16 protein-coding genes are annotated in these 18,019 nt (G+C 76.3%); 11 read left to right on the top strand and 5 right to left on the bottom strand.

Going from position 1 to position 18,019, the window contains the following annotated elements:
• Positions 1–33 precede the first annotated feature (33 nt).
• The 7 genes from CLV72_RS21150 to CLV72_RS21120 are packed head-to-tail and all read left to right on the top strand — an operon-like array spanning position 34 to position 6,361.
• Positions 34–618 carry a glucose-6-phosphate isomerase family protein gene (locus CLV72_RS21150; protein ID WP_106249192.1) on the top strand — a complete coding sequence of 195 codons (585 nt, stop codon included), beginning with the start codon at positions 34–36 and terminating at the stop codon, positions 616–618.
• 22 nt (positions 619–640) lie between these two features.
• Positions 641–2,128 (top strand): xylulokinase, encoded by a 1,488-nt coding sequence (gene xylB / locus CLV72_RS21145; RefSeq protein WP_106249189.1) that lies wholly within the window; start codon positions 641–643, stop codon positions 2,126–2,128.
• Positions 2,125–3,135, top strand: a complete 1,011-nt coding sequence (locus CLV72_RS21140) for an NAD(P)-dependent oxidoreductase (protein WP_106249187.1) — start codon at positions 2,125–2,127, stop codon at positions 3,133–3,135. Before xylB ends, CLV72_RS21140 begins: the two co-directional genes overlap by 4 nt.
• Entirely contained in the window at positions 3,132–3,791 is a 660-nt protein-coding gene (locus tag CLV72_RS21135; RefSeq protein WP_106249185.1) for a bifunctional 4-hydroxy-2-oxoglutarate aldolase/2-dehydro-3-deoxy-phosphogluconate aldolase, read from the top strand. Before CLV72_RS21140 ends, CLV72_RS21135 begins: the two co-directional genes overlap by 4 nt.
• Entirely contained in the window at positions 3,784–4,692 is a 909-nt protein-coding gene (locus tag CLV72_RS21130) for a shikimate dehydrogenase family protein (RefSeq protein ID WP_106249182.1), read from the top strand. Before CLV72_RS21135 ends, CLV72_RS21130 begins: the two co-directional genes overlap by 8 nt.
• The gene (locus tag CLV72_RS21125) at positions 4,689–5,633 is read left to right on the top strand and encodes a phosphotriesterase family protein (RefSeq protein ID WP_106249180.1); all 945 of its coding nucleotides are present in this window, start codon (positions 4,689–4,691) and stop codon (positions 5,631–5,633) included. The genes CLV72_RS21130 and CLV72_RS21125 overlap by 4 nt, the downstream gene beginning before the upstream one ends.
• A 35-nt stretch (positions 5,634–5,668) precedes the next feature.
• On the top strand, positions 5,669–6,361 hold the full coding sequence (locus tag CLV72_RS21120; protein ID WP_106249178.1) for an HAD family hydrolase: 693 nt from the start codon (positions 5,669–5,671) through the stop codon (positions 6,359–6,361).
• 44 nt (positions 6,362–6,405) lie between these two features.
• On the opposite strand, the gene CLV72_RS21115 is transcribed toward CLV72_RS21120, so the two are convergent.
• From CLV72_RS21115 to CLV72_RS21105, 3 genes are all read right to left on the bottom strand, one after another.
• Positions 6,406–7,953: a tripartite tricarboxylate transporter permease gene (locus CLV72_RS21115; RefSeq protein ID WP_106249175.1), complete on the bottom strand. Its 1,548-nt coding sequence runs from the start codon at positions 7,951–7,953 to the stop codon at positions 6,406–6,408.
• Between the two features lies 1 nt (position 7,954).
• The gene (locus tag CLV72_RS21110; protein ID WP_170141059.1) at positions 7,955–8,515 is read right to left on the bottom strand and encodes a tripartite tricarboxylate transporter TctB family protein; all 561 of its coding nucleotides are present in this window, start codon (positions 8,513–8,515) and stop codon (positions 7,955–7,957) included.
• Positions 8,516–8,578: 63 nt separating this feature from the next.
• The gene (locus CLV72_RS21105; RefSeq protein ID WP_211303003.1) at positions 8,579–9,625 is read right to left on the bottom strand and encodes a tripartite tricarboxylate transporter substrate binding protein; all 1,047 of its coding nucleotides are present in this window, start codon (positions 9,623–9,625) and stop codon (positions 8,579–8,581) included.
• Positions 9,626–9,761: 136 nt separating this feature from the next.
• On the opposite strand from CLV72_RS21105, the gene tcuA reads away from it, so the two are divergent.
• The 3 genes from tcuA to CLV72_RS21090 all read left to right on the top strand — a co-directional run bounded on the left by tcuA (position 9,762) and on the right by CLV72_RS21090 (position 14,836).
• Positions 9,762–11,270: an FAD-dependent tricarballylate dehydrogenase TcuA gene (tcuA, locus tag CLV72_RS21100; protein WP_211303002.1), complete on the top strand. Its 1,509-nt coding sequence runs from the start codon at positions 9,762–9,764 to the stop codon at positions 11,268–11,270.
• A 61-nt stretch (positions 11,271–11,331) separates the two neighbouring features.
• Positions 11,332–12,009, top strand: a complete 678-nt coding sequence (locus CLV72_RS21095) for a GntR family transcriptional regulator (RefSeq protein ID WP_106249170.1) — start codon at positions 11,332–11,334, stop codon at positions 12,007–12,009.
• A 109-nt stretch (positions 12,010–12,118) separates the two neighbouring features.
• Positions 12,119–14,836: a sugar-binding protein gene (locus CLV72_RS21090; RefSeq protein WP_106249167.1), complete on the top strand. Its 2,718-nt coding sequence runs from the start codon at positions 12,119–12,121 to the stop codon at positions 14,834–14,836.
• A gap of 90 nt (positions 14,837–14,926) precedes the next feature.
• Here CLV72_RS21090 and CLV72_RS21085 read toward each other — a convergent pair whose 3' ends face one another.
• Positions 14,927–16,213: a hypothetical protein gene (locus CLV72_RS21085; RefSeq protein ID WP_211303001.1), complete on the bottom strand. Its 1,287-nt coding sequence runs from the start codon at positions 16,211–16,213 to the stop codon at positions 14,927–14,929.
• A 164-nt stretch (positions 16,214–16,377) separates the two neighbouring features.
• On the opposite strand from CLV72_RS21085, the gene CLV72_RS21080 reads away from it, so the two are divergent.
• Positions 16,378–16,833 carry a carboxymuconolactone decarboxylase family protein gene (locus CLV72_RS21080; RefSeq protein ID WP_106249161.1) on the top strand — a complete coding sequence of 152 codons (456 nt, stop codon included), beginning with the start codon at positions 16,378–16,380 and terminating at the stop codon, positions 16,831–16,833.
• 34 nt (positions 16,834–16,867) lie between these two features.
• Here the strand turns inward: CLV72_RS21080 and CLV72_RS21075 are convergent, their stop codons facing one another.
• Positions 16,868–17,572: an SOS response-associated peptidase gene (locus tag CLV72_RS21075; RefSeq protein ID WP_106249158.1), complete on the bottom strand. Its 705-nt coding sequence runs from the start codon at positions 17,570–17,572 to the stop codon at positions 16,868–16,870.
• Positions 17,573–18,019 lie beyond the last annotated feature (447 nt).

Raw genomic sequence — 18,019 nt, 5'->3', positions numbered from 1 at the left:
ACCCCCGGGGCGGGCCGGAAGGAGAGTTCGACCATGCCCGAGTACGCCACGCAGCCGGTGCGCCCGATGCGGATCACCTTCGGCGGCGCGGACCGATCGGTGCTGGAGCCGCAGGGCCCGCTGCTGACCCGCCGGATGTCGGACCTGGACGGGCTGTTCGCCGACGGCGGCGCCTGGACGGCGGCCGTCGCCGACGGCGACCCGGTGGTCTACCAGGTCGCCTGCTCGCCGGTGCCGGAGCGGCCGACCGACCTGCCGCAGTCCGTCACCACCATCCAGCCCGGGGCGGTGGGCGGCGAGTTCCACATGACCAAGGGCCATATGCACCCCGTCCCCCAGGGCGAGATCTACCTGGGGCTGTCCGGCCAGGGCGGGGTGCTGATGTTCGACGGCGAGCGCGCCGAGTTCATCGAGATGGCCGAGGGCGTCATCGCCTACATCCCGCCGAACTGGGCGCACCGCAGCGTCAACACCGGCACCGAGCCGTACCGCTTCCTCGCGGTCTACCCGGGCGACGCCGGCCACGACTACGGCTGGGTGCTGCAACACGGCATGGGCCACCGCGTCCGGCGCGCCGCCGGCGGGTCCGGCTACCGCCTCGCCCCGTACGCCGGCTGACCTGGCCGGCCGGAGGAGAGCCATGATCATCGCGCACGACCTCGGCACGACCGGGGACAAGGCGTCGCTGCACCACGACGACGGCCGGCCGGTCGCCTCGGCCACCGAGACCTACCCCACCAGGTACGCCGACGGCGGCGTGGCCGAGCAGGACCCCGACGACTGGTGGCGCGCCGTCGGCGCCGCCACCCGCGCGCTGCTGGCGCGCACCGGCACCGCCGCCGCCGAGGTGACGGCCGTCGGCTTCAGCGGCCAGATGATGGGCGCCGTCGTCCTGGACGCCGCCCACCGCCCGGTGCGCCCGGCCCTCATCTGGGCCGACCACCGCAGCACCGCCCAGGCCGACCGGCTGCGCGGCGCGGTGGGCGCCGAGCGGGCCTACCGCATCCTCGGCCACCGGCTGGACCCGACCTACACGCTGGCCAAGCTGCTGTGGCTGCGTGACGAGGAGCCGGACGCCTACGCGCGCACCGCGCACGTCTGCCTCGCCAAGGACTACGTCGTGCACCGGCTGACCGGAACGCTGGTCACCGACCCGTCGGACGCCTCCAGCACCAACGCCTACGACCAGCGCGAAGGCGCCTGGTCGGCCGAGGTGCTGGCCGCCGCCGGCGTCGACCCAGGGCTGTTCCCCGAGATCGTGCCGTCGACCACGGTGGCCGGCACCGTCACCCCCGCGGCCGCCGAGGCGACCGGGCTCGCCCCGGGGACCAAGGTCGTCGTGGGCGGCGGCGACGGCCCGCTGGCCGCGCTGGGCGCCGGGATCGTCGAACCCGGGGACGGCGCCTACACCTACCTGGGCTCCTCGTCGTGGATCTCCATGTCCGCCGACCGGCCGCTGCACGACCCGCTCGCCCGCACGATGACCTTCGACCACGTCGTGCCGGGCCGCTACGTGCCCACCGCCACCATGCAGGCCGGCGGCGCCGCGCTGGACTGGATCGCCGAACTGCTGCGCCCCGGCGAGGCCGGGCGCTTCGACCGGCTGGTGGCGGCGGCCGACGGCGCCGACACGGGCGGCCTGTACTTCCTGCCGCATCTGATGGGCGAGCGCTCCCCGTACTGGAACCCCAGGGCGCGCGGCGCCTTCGTCGGCCTCGCCCGCCACCACGGCCCCGCCCACCTCACCAAGGCGGTGCTGGAGGGCGTCGCCTTCAACCTGGCCGGCTGCCTGGACGCCTTCGCCGAGGCCGGGCGCGAGGTGCGCCGGGTGGACGCCATCGGCGGCGGCGCCACCAGCGACGTGTGGCTGCGCGTCCTCGCCGACGTGTGGGGGGTGCCGGTGCGCCGCCGCGGCATCGTGGAGGGCGCCAACAGCCTGGGCGCCGCCGTGACGGCCGCCGTCGGCGCCGGCCTGGTCGACGGCTTCGCGGTGGCGCGCGGCCTGTCGGAGACCACCGCCGAGTTCGAGCCCGACCCCGCCCGGCACGCCCGCTACGCCGAGCGGCACCGCGCCTTCCAGGACGCCTACCGGCGGCTGGAGCCCTTCTACGAGGAGGGCGCCCGATGACCGGGGGCCGCGCGGGCGCGACCGTGCTGGTCACCCCGCGCTCCTTCGGCCGGGGCGCCGCACCCGTCGAGGAGGAGCTGCGGCGGGCCGGGCTGCGGGTGGTGCGCGGCCCGGCCAGCCACGACCTGGCCGAGCTGCGCCCGCTGCTGGCCGAGGCCGCCGCCTGGATCGCCGGCACCGCCCCGGTCACCGAGGCGCACCTGGCCGCCGCGCCCCGGCTGCGGGTGGTGGCCCGCTACGGGGTCGGGGTGGACGCCGTCGACCGCGCCGCCGCCGCGCGGCGGGGCGTCGCCGTCACCAACACCCCGGCCGCCAATGCCGACGCCGTCGCGGACCTGGCCGTCGCCTTGCTGCTGGCCGCGCTGCGGCACGTCGCGGCGGGCGATCGCGATGTGCGCTCCGGCGCGTGGACCGCGCGGCGGGGCCGCGAGCTGGGTGCTCTCACCCTCGGCCTCGCCGGCTTCGGCCGCGTCGGCCGCGCGGTGGCCGCCCGGGCCCGCGGCTTCGGCTGCCGGGTCCTCGCCCACGACCCGGCCGTGCCCGGCGCCGAGGTCCGCGCCCTCGGCGCCGAGCCGGTCGGCGCGGCCGACCTGCCCGCCCGCGCCGACGCGGTCAGCCTGCACCTGCCCGGCGGCACCCGGGTGGTGGACGCCGACTGGCTGGCCGCGGCCCGCCCCGGCGCGGTGCTGGTGAACACCGCACGCGCCGACATCGTCGACGAGGAGGCCGTCGCGGCCGCGCTGCGCTCGGGCGTGCTCGGCGGCTACGCCGCCGATACCCTGGCGCACGAGGCGTCGCCCGGCGCCGCGACGGCCTCCCCGCTCCTCGCCGCCGACCTCGCCGACCGGGTCGTGGTCACCCCGCACCTCGGAGCGCAGACGGTGGAGGCGGTGGACCGCATGGGCGCGGGCGCCGTGCGCAACGTGCTGGACGTGCTCGCCGGGCGCGCCCCCGCCGACCTGGTCCCGCCCGTGGAAACCGAACCCTTGGAAGGAGGCCGGCGATGACCGGCACCGGCCCGCACGACGGCTCGCCCATCGGCCCGCTGCTGGCGCGGCGGGTGATCGCGGTGCTGCGCGCGCCGAGCCCCGACGCCGCCGTCCGAGCGGCCGACGCCCTGGTGGCGGGCGGCGTCACCGCGCTGGAGATCACCTACTCCACCCCCGACGCCCCCGCCGTCATCACCGAGCTGCGCGGGCGGCACCCCGGCGCCCTCACCGGCGCCGGCACGGTGCGCACCGAGGACGAGGCCGCCCGGGCCGCCGCCGCGGGCGCGCAGTTCCTGGTCAGCCCCGGCTCGCGGCAGGCGGTGGTGGCGGCGATGGCCGCCACCGGGCTGCCGGTCGCCTCCGGCGCGCTCACCCCCACCGAGGTGATGGACGCGCTGGCCGCCGGGGCGCACGCGGTGAAGCTCTTCCCGGCCTCGCTGCACGGCCCCGCCCTGGTCAAGAGCCTGCGAGGCCCGTTCCCCGACGTCGCCTTCATCCCCACGGGCGGGGTGCACGCGGGCAACGCGGCCGACTGGATCGCGGCGGGCGCCGCCGCCGTCGGCGCGGGCAGCGAGCTGTGCGGCACCGCCGACATGCGCGAGGGCCGCTGGGCGGCCGTGACGGAGCGGGCGCGGGCGCTGGCCGCGGCGGCGGGGGAGCGCGCGGATGGCTGAGCCGGCCGGCCGGGTGCTCGGCTTCGTCGGCGTGAGCACCGCGGGCTCCTCCATCCAGCGCGTCTTCCCGGCCTGGGCCGAAGACCTGGGCCTGTCCGGGATGCGGCTGGCAGGCCACGACCTGCCGCTGGACGCCTCGGCCGAGGACTACCGCGCGGTGGTCCGGCTGATCCGCGACGACGACGCCTACGCGGGCGCCCTGATCACCACGCACAAGATCAGCCTCTACCGGGCCGCCGCCGACCTGTTCGACTCCATCGACCCCTTCGCCGAGCTGTGCGGGGAGATCTCGTCCATCTCCAAGCGCGGCGGGCGGCTGGCCGGCCAGGCCAAGGACCCGTTCACCGCCGGGCTGGCCCTGGAGGAGTTCCTGGACGACGACCACTTCGCCCGCACCGGCGGGCAGGCGCTGATCCTCGGCTCCGGCGGCGCCGGCACCGCCATCGCCTACTACCTCGCCAAGCGCCCCGACCGGCCCGGCCGGATCCTCTGCACCGGGCTGGGCGCCGCCGACACCGGCCATGTGCGCGCGGTGCTGGCCGCCGGCGGCGCCGCCCCCGGCCTGGTGGAGACGGCCGTCGCCGACGGCCCGGCCGATGGGCTGCTGGCCGCGATGCCCCCGGGAAGCCTCGTCGTCAACGCCACCGGCATGGGCAAGGACCGCCCCGGCTCGCCGCTGGGCGACGCGGCGCCCTACCCGCCGGACGCCATCGCCTGGGAGCTGAACTACCGCGGCGAGCTGGCCTTCCTGCACCAGGCGAGGGCGGCCGGGGTGCGGGTGGTGGACGGCTGGCGCTACTTCGTGCACGGCTGGTCGCAGGTGGTGGCCGAGGTCTTCGGCCTCAGCCTGACCGACGCCGACATGGCGCGGCTGTCGGCCAGCGCCGAGGCGGTGCGGTGAACCCCACCGGGCGCGTGCGCACGGTCCTGGCCGACATCGAGCCGGGGGAGCTGGGCCGCACCGACTACCACGAGCACCTGACGCAGGTCAGCCCGCTGCTGCCCGGCGACGAGCTGGACGACGAGGAGCGCAGCGGCGCCGAGGCGGCGAGCCTGCGCGCCGCGGGCATCGACGCGATGGTGGAGGCCACCCCCACCGGCCTGGGCCGTGACGTGGCCGCGATCGCCCGCATCGCCGCCGCCACCGGGCTGAACATCGTCGCCACCACCGGCGCGCACCGCGAGGCCCACTACCGGCCCGGCGATCCGCTGCCGGCCGAGGACGCGGCCGCGCTGGCCGCCCGCTTCACCGCCGACCTCACCGTCGACGCCCGCCCCGGCTCGCCCGGCGGGGCCGGGGCGGTGCGGGCCGGGCTGCTCAAGGCGGGCGCCGGTTACTGGTCCGTCAGCCCCTTCGAACGGCGGGTGCTGGACGCCGTCGCGGCGGCGCACCGGGCGACCGGCGCGCCGGTGATGGTCCACCTCGAACACGGCAGCGCCGCCTTCGAGCTGCTGGCGGTGCTGGCCGAGGGCGGTGTGCCCGCGTCCGCCGTGGCGCTGGCGCACATGGACCGCAACCCCGACCCCGGGCTGCACGCGGAGCTGTGCGAGGCTGGTGCCTACCTGGGCTACGACGGCATGGCCAGGCACCGCGAGCGGCCCGACTCCGAGCTGATCGCCTGCCTGCTGGCCACGGTGGAGCGGGCCGGACCGCACCGGCTGCTGCTGGGCGGCGACGTCGCCCGCCGCACCCGCTACCGGGCCTACGGCGGGATGCCGGGCCTGGACTACCTGCCCAGGAGGTTCCTGCCCCGGCTGGCCGCCGAGGGCGGCGCCGAGCTGGTGGACACCCTGCTGGCGGCCAACCCGGCCGCCTGGCTGACCTGGCGGAGCGCGGCATAGCCGCGCACGACGGACGAAGGACGGTCACGGCACGTATGGCGGAGACGGTGAGAGCGGCGGCGGACCCGGCGGGCGCGTTCCCGTGGCCGAGCGCGGTGCTGTGGGACATGGACGGCACCCTGGTGGACTCCGAGCCGCTGTGGGCCGAGGCGCTGGACGAGGCCGCCGCCGAACTGGGCCGCCCGCTCACCGCGGCGGTCCACGAGCGGATGACCGGCACCGACGACCGCACCACCATGCGGATGCTGGTCGAGTACACCGGCGCGTCCATCGGCGAGGCCGAGCTGGACGCGCTGCACGACCGGATCGTGGCGCGGGTGGTGGACATGCTGCGCACCGCCGTCCCGGTGCATCCGGACGCGCCGCCCACCCTGCGGGCGCTGCGCGGGGCCGGGGTGCCGATGGCGGTGGTGACCTCCTCGCCCGCATCCGTCACCGCCACCGTGCTGGAGCGGCTGGGCCGGGAGCTGTTCGACGCGGTCGTCACCGCGGCCGACGTGGAGCGGCGCAAGCCCGACCCCGCGCCCTACCTGCTCGCCGCCGAGCTGCTCGGGGTGGCGCCGGACCGGTGCTGGGCGGTGGAGGACTCGCCCAGCGGCGCCGAGTCGGCCCAGCGGGCCGGGTGCAGGGTCTTCCTGGTGCCCGACGCCGTCCCGGCCGCCCGCACCGAGGGCCGCCGCCCGCTGGCCGCGCTGACCGAGCTGGCCGAGCTGCTGCCGGCCGGCTGAGCCGCGCCGCCGGGGCGGTGGCGCCCCGGCGGCGAGCGGTGAACTCAGTCCTGGTCGGCCTGCGACTCCACCGCCGTGACGGGCACCGGCGGCGCGGTGCGGCGCCGCTCGCGGACACCGCGGGTGAGCCGCCAGGCCAGCGGGGCCAGCAGCGCCAGCACGATCAGCACCCACAGGGTGACCGTCAGCGGGCTGGACACCAGCACGGCCGGATCGCCCTGCGACAGGGCCAGCGCCCGGCGCAGCTGGGTCTCGGCCAGCGGGCCGAGGATGACGCCGACGACGGCCGGGGCCACCGGCGCGTCGGCCAGCCGCAGCACCAGCGCGACCAGGCCGAGCGCGTACAGCACGATCAGGTCGTCGAAGGTGCCGCCGGAGGCGAAGGTGCCCAGGGTGCTGAAGACCAGCACCGCCGCGTAGATGCCGTACGCGGGGATGGTCAGCAGCCGGGCCCACAGCCGCACCAGCGGCAGGTTGAGCACCAGCAGCATCACATTGCCGATGTAGAGGCTGGCGATCAGCGTCCACAGCAGCGGGCCCGACTCGGTGAACAGCTGCGGGCCCGGCTGGAGGCCGTAGGACTGGAAGGCGGTCAGGATGACCGCGGCCGTCGCCGAGGTGGGCAGGCCGATGGTGAGCAGCGGCACCAGCACGCCGGCGGCGGCCGCGTTGTTGGCCGCCTCCGGCCCGGCCACGCCCTCGATGGCGCCCTTGCCGAACTGGGAGCGGTGCTTGGACAGCCGCCGCTCCAGGCTGTAGCTGAGGAAGGTCGGCACGTCGGCGCCGCCGGCCGGCAGGCCGCCGATGGGGAAGCCGAGCGCCGTGCCGCGCAGCCAGGCTGGCCACGACCGCCGCCAGTCCTCGCGGGAGAGCACGGCGCGGCCGCGCACCGGCTCGACCGTCTCGCGGCCGGTGCCGCGCAGCAGCCGCTCGAAGGTCTCGCCCAGCGCGAACAGCGCCACCACGACCACCACGACGTCGATCCCGTCCAGCAGCGCGGGCACGCCGAAGTCCAGCCGCGCCTGGCCGCTCTGGGCGTCGATGCCGACCAGGCCGATCGCCAGCCCGATCAGCAGGCTGGCCGCGCCCTTGACCAGGCTGCGACCCAGCAGCGCGCTGACCGTGACGAAGGACAGCGCCATCAGCGCGACGTACTCCGGCGGGCCGAAGCCCACCGCGAGTTCGGCGACGGCCGGGGCCAGGAAGGTCAGCCCGATGGTGCCGATGGTGCCGGCCACGAAGCTGCCGATGGCGGCGGTGGCCAGCGCGGCGGCGCCGCGCCCGGCCCGCGCCATCTTGTTGCCCTCCAGCGCCGAGACCATCGACGCGCTCTCGCCCGGGGTGTTGAGCAGGATGGAGGTGGTGGAGCCGCCGTACATGCCGCCGTAGTAGATGCCGGCGAACATGATCAGCGAGCTGGCGGGGTCGAGCCGGAAGGTGAGCGGCAGCAGCATCGCCACCGTCAGCGCCGGGCCGATGCCGGGCAGCACGCCGACCACGGTGCCGATGGTGACGCCCACCAGCGCCCACACCAGGTTGCCCAGGGTGACGGCGTCCGCGAAGCCCTGCATGAGGGCGCCGAGCTGGTCCATGTCAGAACCCCCAGGGTCCGGCGGGCAGGGTCAGGCCGATGAGCCGGTCGAACACCAGGTACACGACGGCGACCAGGGTCCAGCCGTAGGCGAGGGTGTGCCAGGGGCGCGGCGCGCCAAGCAGCAGGGCCGCCCCGGTGAACAGGGCGGTGGAGGAGACGACGTAGCCGGCCAGCGGCAGCGCGACCGCGAAGCCGACCAGCAGCACCAGCAGCCCGGCCAGCCGCAGCACCCGCGACAGCGGGATCGGCTCGCTGGACGGCGCGGCGCCGAGCCGACGCGCGGCGCGCACCACCAGCGCGACGCCGACGACGGCCATCAGGGCGCCGACGAGCGCGGGGAAGACGGCGGGGCCCAGCGGCGTGGCGTCGGTCGCGGCGTGCAGCGCCGCCGCCTCGGCGAGCACCAGGACCGCGCCGACGAGCAGCAGCAGGCCGAGCGCGCCGCCGCCCAGCACCGTCCGGCGGTCCTCGGGCGGGTCGGCCGCGACGGCGGCCGGGGCGCCGCCGGGTTCCTCTCCGGGGCGGGGCCCGGTCGCGGGATCGGGGTCGGGGGAGCTCACGGGGTCATCACCGCGTTTCTGGCCGGGGGAGCGGATGCGGGCGGGTGGGAGGGGCGCACGGGCTCACCCGAGGCCGATGTCGTCGAGGACCTGGCCGACCCGCGCCGTCTCCTCGGCGAGGAAGGCCTCGAACTCAGGGCCGGCGAGGGCGGCGTCGCCCCAGCCGCGGCGCTGGAGGGTCTCCTGCCACTGGGGGCTGTCCGCCATCTCCATCAGCAGGTCCTCCAGGGCCTGCTCGTCCTCGTCGCTGATCCCGGCGGGCGCCACCACGCCGCGCCAGTTCGCGAGTTCGACGTCGACGCCCTCCTCCAGCAGGGTCGGCACCTCGGGCAGGCCGGGCAGCCGCTCGGCGCTGGAGACGGCGAGCGCGCGCACCTGGCCGGCGTCGATCTGGGCCTGGATCTCCGAGACGCCGGAGACCCCGGCCGTGGCGCGGCCCGACAGCAGGGTGGTCAGCGCCTCACCGCCGCCGGAGTGCGCGATGTAGTTCACCTCGGCGGGGTCGGCGCCGATGTCGGCGGCGATCAGCCCGGCGGTGATCTGCTCCACGCCGCCGGCCGAGCCGCCCGCGATGGAGACCGCGCCGATGTCCTCGCGCATCAGCTCGACCAGGTCGGCGGTGGTCTGGACGGGGGAGTCGGCCGGCACCACGATGACCTCGTAGTCGGTGGTCAGCCGTACCAGCGGGGTGGTCTGCTCCAGGGTGACCGGCGAGTCGTTGCTCTCGATCGCGCCGACCATGATCAGGCCGGTGACCATCAGCTCGGTGGGCTCCGGCGGCAGCCGCACGTACTGGCTCAGCCCGATCGTGCCGCCCGCGCCGCCGACGTTGTACACCTCGGCCCGGCCCACCCGGTCGCGCAGCGCCGCCTGGAGTTCGCGGGCGGTCTGGTCCCAGCCGCCGCCGGGCTCGGCCGGGGCCATCAGCCGCAGCTGGCGGCCGTCCAGCAGCTCCTGCGCCTGGGCGCGCTCGCCGTCGGTCTGTACCGCGAAGAGGCCGACGGTGGCCAGCGCCGCCGTGACGAAGGGGGCCAGCGAGCGGACCAGCCGCCCGGGGCCGGGCCGCGCCGCGGCGCCGGGTTCGTCCATGTCCCGGCCGGTGGAGTCCATCGTGACCGCCTCACTCACTACTGGCTCGCCGTGTGACGTATGTCCTTCAACCTCAGGTGACCGTACCGCTACATCCGCGGTGGTCAATGTATACAGTTGCATGCAGTCGAGTTCAAGTGTGGACGGAAGGAGCACCATGCCCGACGCCTCCCCCCTCACCGGCCCGGCGGCCGCCCCGGTGCCGGACCGCGCCGACGTGGTCGTGGTCGGCGGCGGCAACGCCGGGTTCAGCGCCGCGCAGGCCGCCGCGGGCCGCGGCCGCCGGGTGCTGCTGATCGAGAAGGGCGCCCCCGAGGAGGCCGGCGGCAACAGCTTCTACACGGCCGGCGCCTTCCGGATCGCGCACGGCGGCCTGGCCGACCTGGCCGGGCTGATCGAGGCCGACGAGCGCGACGCGAGCGCGGAGCTGCCGCCCTACCCGGCCGGGTCCTTCACCGCCGACATGGAGCGCGTCACCGAGGGCCGCTGCGACCCGGCGCTGACCGCCGCCCTGGTCGCCGACGGCCAGGACGCGCTGCGCTGGCTGCGCGGCCTGGGCCTGCGCTTCCGGCTGATGTACGAGCGGCAGTCCTACCCCGACGAGACCGGCAGGCACGTCTTCTGGGGCAATCTGGCCGTGGGCAGCGTCGGCGGCGGGCAGGGCCTGATCGAGCAGCACACCGCCGCCGCGGCCGCCGCCGGGATCGAGGTGCGCTACGGCACCGCCGCCACCGGGCTCGTCACGGCCGGCGGACGCGTCACCGGGGTGCGCTGGCGGGACCGCTCCGGCGCCGAGGGCACCGTGCGGGCCGAGTCGGTGGTGCTGGCCGCGGGCGGCTTCGAGGCCGACGCCGAGCTGCGCCGCACCCACCTCGGCCCCGGCTGGGAGCGCGCCAAGGTGCGCGGCACCCCGCTGAACACCGGCGACATGCTGACGGCCGCGCTGGAGATCGGCGCGGCCAAGGGGGGCGACTGGTCCTCGTGCCACAGCGTCGCCTGGGACGCCGAGGCGGGCGACGAGGGCGGGAACCGCGAGCTGACCAACCGGCTGACCCGGCAGAGCTACCCGCTGGGCATCGTGGTCAACACCGAGGGCCGCCGCTTCGTCGACGAGGGGGCGGACTACCGGAACTACACCTACGCCAAGTACGGCGCCGCCATCCTGCGCCAGCCCGGCGGTCGCGCCTTCCAGCTCTTCGACGCGGCCACCCGCCCGCTGCTGCGCACCGAGGAGTACGACAGCCCGGGCGCGACCGTGCTGACGGCCGGCAGCGTGCCGGAGCTGGCCGAGGCGATGGGGGTGGACCCGGCGGCGCTGGCGGCCACCGTCAGCGGCTTCAACGCCGCCGTCCGCCGCGAGGTGCCCTTCGACCCCGCGGTCAAGGACGGCCGCGCCGCGGCCGTGGACCCGCCCAAGAGCAACTGGGCGATGCCGCTGGAGCGGCCGCCGTACTACGCCTTCCCGGTCACCTGCGGCATCACCTTCACCTTCGGCGGCCTGCGCGCCGACGACCGCGGCCGGGTGCTGGACGCCGGCGGGGCCGCGATCCCGGGGCTGTTCGTCTGCGGGGAGATGCTCGGCGGCCTGTTCTCCGGCAACTACCCTGGGGGCACCGGCCTGACGTCGGGCACGGTGTTCGGCCGCCGGGCCGGATCCCTCGCCTGACGGCCGGCCGATCCGGCGCACCGCCGGGCGGAGCCGGGACGACAACCGAGTGGGACGCGCGATGACGCCACGACCCGACCGGCCGCAGCGAGTCGGCGCGGCAGGCATCTACCAGCGGCTGCGTGCCGAGATCTCCGAAGGCGCGCTCCCGCCCGGCACCCCGCTGCGCGAGGTCGCCCTCGCCGAGCGCTTCGGCGTCTCGCGCACCCCCGTCCGCGAGGCGCTGCGCCGCCTCCAGCACGACCGGCTGCTGGCGGCGGGCGAGCGCGGCCTGCACGTGCGGGTGCCCACCCCGGAGGAGGTGCTCCAGGTCTACGACGCGCGCATCCTGCTGGAGGCCGAGGCGGCCGGGCAGGCCGCCACCGCGCGCAGCCGCATCGACCTGGCCCGCCTCGACGGCCTGCTCGCCCGCGACCGCGCCCTGTCGGAGCCCGACGACGCCGTGCGCGCCGCCACCAACATCGAGTTCCACGAGGCGGTCTGGCGCGCCGCGCACAACGCCGTGCTGCTGGACCTGCTGGACCGGCTGACCGTGCACACCGTGCGCACCCAGCACTCCACCCTGTCCAGCCCCGGGCGCTGGACCGAGGCGCTGGAGGAGCACGCCGGCATCCTGGCCGCCATCGCCGACGGCGAGGTCGCGGCCGCCCGGGAGCGGGCCCGCGCCCACATGAGCCGGGCCAGGGACATCCGGCTGGCGATGGTGCGCGAGGAGAGTTCGGCGCTGCGCGGCGGATAACAGCGCTGCCGGTATGTCCTATTGTGACCCAGGGCACAGCGATTCCCGTATATGTCATGACAAAGTCAGGGCCATGATCATCGGGTCATAGGGTCAGGAGGGGCGTGGCATGCGCTCACGTAGTCGGGCCGCCGTGGTGGCGGCAACCATCCTCACGCTCGGCGCGGCGCTCGTCCCGCCCGCCCTCGCCGATCCCGGCGGCGGCTCGGCGCCGCCCGGAGGAGAGGCCGCCGTCGACCTGGACGTGCTGTTCATCGGCGCCCACCCCGACGACGAGGCCGGCACGCTGGCCGCGCTCGGCCAGTGGAACGAGTTCGACGGGATCTCCGCCGGCGTCATCACGGTGACCCGCGGTGAGGGCGGCGGGAACGCCGTCGGCCTGGAGGAGGGGCCCGAACTCGGCATCCTGCGCGAGGCCGAGGAGCGCCGCGCGGTCGGCCACGCCGGCATCGAGCACGTCTACAACCTCGACAAGGTCGACTTCTTCTACACCGCCAGCTCGCCGCTGACCGCGCAGGCATGGGACGGCGAGGACGCGCTGGAGCGGGTGGTCCGCGTCATCCGCGCCACCCGGCCCGAGGTCATCATCACGATGAACCCCTCGCCCACCCCGGGCAACCACGGCAACCACCAAGAGGCGGCCCGCCTCGCGGTCGAGGGCTACTACGCCGCCGCCGACCCCGCCGCCTTCGCCGCGCAGATCACCGACGAGGGCATGGAGCCCTGGGCCGCCGGGCGGGTGCTGCGCAGCGGCGCCAGCGGCCAGGGCGAGCCCGGCGCCCAGTGCGCCACCACCCCGTACCGGCCCACCGACCCCACCGACCGCGTCTTCGGCGCCTGGGCCGGGCGGATGTCGGAGGCGGCCGGCGAGACCTGGGCGGCGCTGGAGCGGCGCGCCCAGTGGGAGTACGTGAGCCAGGGCTGGGCCGCCTTCCCGCCCGCCCCCACCGACCCCGACCAGATCGCCTGCGACTGGTTCACCCTGATCGACAGCCGCACCCCCTACCCCGACCCGGCGAGCGGCCCCACCGCCGCGATCCAGGGCGCCGCGCTGCCCGCCGAGGGCGGGCTGCCGCTGGGCACCCGGCTGGAGATCGAGGCCGGCCGCTACGACGTACTCGCCGGCGAGCCCTTCGACGCCACCGTGCACGTCCAGGCGCCGGACCGGCGGCCGCTGGTCCATCCCGAACTGGCCGTCACCGCGCCCGAGGGCTGGCAGGTGGAGCAGTCCGGCGACACCCTGGGCACCATCCGCCCCGGCGGCTCGGCCACCGTCGAGCTGACCGTCACCCCGCCCGCCGGCGCCGCCGCGGGCGAGCGCGCGGTGCTCGCCGCCGAACTGACCGCCCGCGGCGCCTCGGGGCGCAACGAGACCTCCGTCCAGGTGGCCAACGCGGTGCGCGGCGGGCTCGCGCCCCGGCCCGAGGTCGCCGTCTTCGAGGACTGGACCGCCGAGCAGGGCCTACCCAAGCTGCGCGACCTGATCACCCCGCTCGCCTCCGTCGGCACCGGCCGGACCCAGGAGGTGGCGGTCGAGGTCGTCAACGACGGCACCGAGCCGGCCGGCGGGACCGTGCGGCTCGACCTGGCCGACGGCTTCAGCGCCGAGCCCGCCGAGCGGACCTACACCGGCCTGGCCCCCGGCGAGACGGCCACGGTCACCTTCGCCGTCACCAACGACGACACCTCGCTGCCCACCTCCAACCGCGCCCCGGACGGCGGCTACCCGCTGGAGGTCGTCACCACCTCCCCGTCGGGCACCGACACCAGGGCGGGCGTGCTGGAACTGGTGCCCACCACCGAGGTGCCGCGCCTGGAGGCCGCGCCCGAGGTCGACGGCACGGCGGCCGAGGGCGAGTACCCCGGCGAGGTCCTGGACAGCTCCACCCGGTGGGAGGGCGAGGAGGCGGCGCCCGAGGACGCCTCCGCCGCCACCAGGGTCAGCTTCACCGACGACGCCCTGTACCTGCACGTCGAGGTCGCCGACGACACGCTCGGCACCGTGCTGGCGCCCGAGGACTGCCGCCGGCACTGGCGGACCGACTCGGTGGAGATCACCATCGACCCGCGCGGCAGCTCCGCCAACACCGCCACCACCTTCAAGACCGGTATCTTCCCGATCACCGACGACCCCGCGGCCGGCGACCCGCCCTGCTTCCAGCGCGACGCCGACAACAACCAGGGTCCCGGCGAGGAGACCGCCCCCGGCATGGAGGTCGCCTCGGTGATCGACCGCGAGGACTACGACGGCTACGCGATCGAGGCGATGATTCCCTTCGACGCGCTGCCTGACACGGTCGACCCGGAGCGGATGGGCCTGAACGTGCTGGTCTACGACTCCGACACCGACGACCGCACCGGCCAGACCCGGATCGGCTGGGCCACCTACAGCGGCGTGCAGGCCGACCCCTTCCGCTGGGGCCTGGCCACCCTGCCCGGCCTGGCGGCGGCCGAGCCCGCGCCGGTCGAGCCGACCCTGCCCGACGAGGCGGCGAGCAGCACCGACTCCCCGCAGAGCATCGCCCAGTCGGCCGCCGACGGGGTGCCGCTCGGCGGCGGCCCGGGGCTGCCCGGCAGCGCGCTGCGGCTGCGCTCGGCGCAGGCGGAGGGCGACACGGTGCGGGTCGGCCTGCGGGCCGGCGTCGCCGGGCGGGCCGACGTGTTCGTCTGGGACGGCACCGAGGTCGTCGGGCGGCTCGACGCCGAGCTGCCGCGCGGCGCGAGCACCCTGGAGGTGCCGGTCACCGGCGGCTCCGGTGAGCTGGAGGTGCTGGTGGCCTACACCGCCGACGGCGCGAGCCTGGCGCTGTCGCGGCCGGTGGGCTGAGCCCGCACCGCACGGACGGGGGCGGCGGCGCACGGTGCGCCGCCGCCCCCGGCGCGTGCCGGGCCAAGAGGGCCGGCACGCGCGCCGCTCTCAGGCGAAGCGGGAGCTGCGCACCGGCCCGGCCGAGCGGACCCGCTCGCGCGGACCGGTCAGCCAGCGCCCCGCCACCGCGGCGGTGAAGGCGGCCAGCTCCCGGTCGGAGTCGCCGGGGGCGGTGCCGCCGGGCCCGGCGGGCTCCAGCGCCGCCCGCAGCACCTCCTCGGCCAGCTCGCCGGCGGGCCGCTCGTCGGCCGGGTCGCGCACGGCCCCGCCGTCCTCACCCAGCCGCAGCCGCGGGCCCCACGGCGGCACGTTCACCTGGTGCAGCAGGACGGCGTAGTCGGCGGACACCGGCGGCGGCGAGGTCCAGCAGGAGGCGTGCTCCACCAGGATCTGGCCGGGCGCGCGCTCGTACAGCGCCGGGACCAGCTCCGCCGCGGACTCGCCCAGCTCGTTGAGGTCGTAGGCGACCACCAGGGCCTCGGGCGCCCGCGGATCGAAGCGCTCGGCGGGCAGGCCGAGCAGCCGGGCGGCGGCCAGGCCGAGGGCCTGGCTGGAGCGGTCGGGCAGCAGGCCGACCGCTCGCGGGCGGCGCCCGGCCGCGTCCAGCACCAGGCGCAGCCGCTCCAGGCCGCGCCGGCACTCCTGGTAGTCGTCCTGGAGGTAGGCGTGCCGGCCGTTCATGCCGTCGTCGTAGCCGTGCGGCGACACGATGCCCAGCACGGTGCCGGCCAGCGCGAACTGCCAGCCGCGCAGGTCGCGGCCGTCCAGGGCCGACACCCTGCGCGCCGCGGCGGCGCGGTCGAGCATCCGCCCGATCCGGGCGTGCGCCGGATGCCACGACTCGTCCTCGGGCGCCGGCAGCCGCGCGGCCACCGCCTCGGCGCGGGGCAGGTCGCCCGCCATCAGCGCGTTGTAGGCCAGCAGGTAGCGGTCGGGCCAGTCGCGCAGCCGGGCCTCGCGCTCGGCGAGCACGGCGACCGCCTCGGCGTGCCGCTCCTCGTCCTCCAGCGCCGAGACCAGCTCGGTGAGCACGCCCGACGCGTCGGGGTACTCGCGCAGCAGCTCGGTGAGGACGCCGACGGCCAGGAACGAGGCGCCGCGCTCGACGCAGGCGTAGCCGAAGTCGTAGCGGGCCTGGGGTTCGGCCGGCTCCCGGGCGAGCCGGTCGGCCGCGGCGGCCAGGTCGTCGAAGCCGGCCAGCCGCGCCGCCCCGCCCACCAGGGCGGCCAGGTCCGCGGCCGCGAAGCCGCCGGCGTGCTGACGCAGGTGGCGCAGCAGCCCCTGGGTGTCCTGGGCGTCGAGAAGCGCGCGCGCCTCGTCCAGCTCTGCCGTCATCGGCGGGTCCTTTCGCATGCACGTGGGGTGGCGGAGAGTCTGGCGCACCGGCCGCCGCCCGCGTTCCGGTTTTTTTCCGGGGAGGCGGCGCGGATCCGTCACAAGACGGCGAGCCGCGCGGTCCACCTGGGCGAGGATGCCGGAAGGACGACCGAGGAGGACGGATGAAGCCGCGGATCAAACTGGCGGAGATCGCACCCGACGCCTACCAGGCCATGCTCGGCGTGGAGCGCTACCTGCACTCCAGCGGGCTGCCCGGCCCCACGCTGGAACTGGTGAAGCTGCGTGCCAGCCAGATCAACGGCTGTGGCTTCTGCGTGGACATGCACAGCCACGATGCCAAGAAGGCGGGCGAGACCGACGAGCGGCTGTTCGCGCTGGCGGCCTGGCGCGAGGCGCCGTACTACACCGACGCCGAGCGCGCCGCGCTGGCGCTGACCGAGGCGGCGACCCGGCTGGCCGACCGGGGCGACGCGGTCCCCGACGCGGTGTGGGACGAGGCGGCGCGCCACTACGACGAGCCGGTGCTGGCCGCGCTGGTGGTGGCGATCGCGCAGATCAACGCCTGGAACCGCATCGGGGTCGCCACCCGGCTGGCCGCCGGCTCGCACCGCAGGTAGCCCGGGCGGCCGGGACGGGCGCGGCCCGTCCCGGTCAGCCGGCCGGCGCCACCAGCTGGGGCCCGTCATTGCGCACCGAGCCCACCGCGGCGCCCACCCGGCGCGGCACCAGGTGCGGCTCGGGGACCGCGTCCAGCAGCCGCTGGACCTCGGCCTTGGCGGTGGTGCCCGGGTCGAGCCAGTCGTCGACCATCGAGCGGGGCAGGATCAGCGGGGTCCGGTCGTGGATGTGGCCGACGGTGTCGGCGGCACGGGTGGTGATGATCGTGCAGGTCCAGACCCAGCGGGCGGGGTCGTCGTCGGGGATCGCGGGGTCGCGCCAGCGCTCGTAGAGCCCGGCGAAGGCCAGCGGCGACTCGTCCGGGGCGTGCAGGTAGTAGGGCACCTTGCCGCCGCCGTCGCGCTGCCACTCGTAGTAGCCGTCGGCTGGGACCACGCAGCGCCGCCTGGCCGCCGCCGAGCGGAAGGACGGCTTCTCGGTGACGCTCTCGACCCGCGCGTTGATCATCCGGGCGCCGACCTTGACGTCCTTGGCCCAGGAGGGGACCAGGCCCCAGCGCACCTCGCGCAGCACCCGCACGGCGGGCCCCTCGGCGCGGGGATCGTCGAGGATCACCCGGACGGGGTCGGTGGGGGCGACGTTCCACGACGGCGGGGCGGGCTCGCCGATCCGCTCGCGGACCTCGAAGAGGTCGAACAGCGCCTGGTCGTTCGTCGAACTCACATAGCGTCCGCACATGCCCCCAGTCTGCCGCCGCGCCGGTCCCGGCCGGACCCCGGGGGCGGGCCGGCGCCCGGACGGTCCGCGGACCGGACGGCATGCCGGCCGGGTAATTGCGCGACGGCTGAATTCGATACGCAGATGCGAATTGCATATGGCCTCGATTGCCGCCGCCGTTCCGCTCCGCGTCCCCATCGTCACTCCGCGCCGAACAGCATGCGAACAGAGTTTGCGAACAGAGTGCGCGAATGGAGTGACGAAAATGTCACCATACTCGTCCCGGCCGCGCGCCCGCGCCCTTGACCGCGTGAAATGCCACCCTTTCCGATGCGGCGCCGAATCGATCAATTGATCGGCGCCGGTCAACTCTAGACAGGTGTGTTCTCCGCGTGCCACCATCGACGCGGCGCCCGGAAAAGCGGCCGAGCGGTGCGTGAGCGCCATTCCAGGAGGGGTGGTGGCCGA

The sequence above is a fragment of the Allonocardiopsis opalescens genome, assembly GCF_003002095.1.
Taxonomy (GTDB): Bacteria; Actinomycetota; Actinomycetes; order Streptosporangiales; family Streptosporangiaceae; genus Allonocardiopsis; species Allonocardiopsis opalescens.
This window is presented reverse-complemented; position numbering and strand designations above follow the sequence as displayed.